At 70.0% G+C, this 1,479-nt stretch carries 1 protein-coding gene; it reads left to right on the top strand.

All coding sequences use genetic code 11. The annotated features are described in order from the left end of the window. Positions 1-1,479: non-ribosomal peptide synthetase (locus tag AOK24_RS40740; protein ID WP_159052167.1), on the top strand; the 1,479-nt coding region annotated here is incomplete at both ends.

The following is a 1,479-nucleotide window of genomic DNA, read 5'->3' as shown; positions in this document are numbered from 1 at the left end:
GGAACTCGACGCGCGGGCCGGAAAGTTGGCGCGGGGGCTCGTCCAGCGTGGGGTGGTGCCTGGGGATCGGGTGGGGGTGTGTCTCGACCGTAGCGCCGAGCTTGTCGTCGTGCTGCTGGCCGTGCTGAAGGCCGGGGGGACGTATGTGCCGGTGGACCCCGCGTATCCGGCGGAGCGGATCGCGTACACGGCTCGGGATGCCGGGGTGCGGGTGATGGTGACGCGGTCGGCGGGGTTCGCCGACGCGGTCTCGCCGGATGAACTCGTTGGTCAGGAGGGTGAGTTGTCTGCGCCGGGGGACGGGGCGGCGTACGTCATCTATACGTCCGGGTCGACGGGGCGGCCCAAGGGGGTCGTCGTACCGCATCGGAATGTCGTCGCGCTCGTCGAGGCGACGCGGGAGGAGTACGGGCTGGGTGCGGAGGACGTGTGGACGTGGTTCCACTCCGCCGCCTTCGACTTCTCCGTGTGGGAGATCTGGGGGTGTCTGCTCACCGGGGGGCGGCTGGTCGTCGTGCCGTACTTCGTGTCGCGGGAGCCGGACGCCTTCCGGGATCTGCTGGTGTCCGAGCGGGTCAGCGTGCTCAGCCAGACGCCGTCCGCGTTCGGGCAGTTGATGAGTGTCGAACACGGGGCTGTGGGCGTTCGGTTGGTGGTGTTCGGGGGTGAACCCCTCGACGCACGGGGGGTGTTGCCGTGGTTCGACCTGCATCCCGCGTGCCGGCTGGTGAACATGTTCGGGATCACCGAGACCACGGTCCATGTCACCGAGCAGACCCTCACCCGGGCGCTGGCTCTCGCCGGGACCCGTTCCGTGGGGCGGGCGTTGCCCGGGTGGCATCTGTATGTCACCGGCCCCGAGGGCGAGTTGTTGCCGCCCGGCGTCGCGGGTGAGATCCGTGTCGGGGGTGCCGGGGTCGCTCTCGGATATCTCGGGCAGGAGGAGTTGACCGCCGAGCGGTTCGTGCCGGACCCGTACGGCGACGGGCGGCTCTATCGCAGCGGTGACCTCGGGCGGCTGCGTCCCGACGGGCGGCTCGAACACCTCGGCCGTATCGACAGTCAGGTCAAAGTCCGGGGATTCCGGATCGAGTTGGACGAGATCCGCAACGTACTGCTGGAGGATGCCGATGTGCGGACGGCGGCCGTTGTCGTCCACCGTGCGGGGGACGCGGCCGGGGCGCGGATCGATGCGTACGTCGTCCTGAACGGCGGCAGCGCGGGCACCGTCCGCGCACGTGCCGCCGGCCTGCTGCCCGAGTACATGGTGCCGGCGACGGTCACCGTCCTGGATGCCCTGCCGTTGACGGCGAACGGGAAGCTGGACGTGTCGCGGCTCGTCGCGACGCCGACGCCCGCGCCCGCGCAGCAACAGGAGCAACCGGTTACTGACGATCTCACCGCCCGTCTCATCCGGATCTGGAGCGACGTCCTCGGCACGGACGTCGGTCCCGACGACGACTTCTTCGAACTCGGCGG

This window comes from Streptomyces niveiscabiei, assembly GCF_001419795.1.
Classification (GTDB): Bacteria; Actinomycetota; Actinomycetes; order Streptomycetales; family Streptomycetaceae; genus Streptomyces; species Streptomyces niveiscabiei.
Note: the sequence above shows the minus strand (reverse complement) of the source record. Positions and strands in the feature narration are given on the sequence as shown.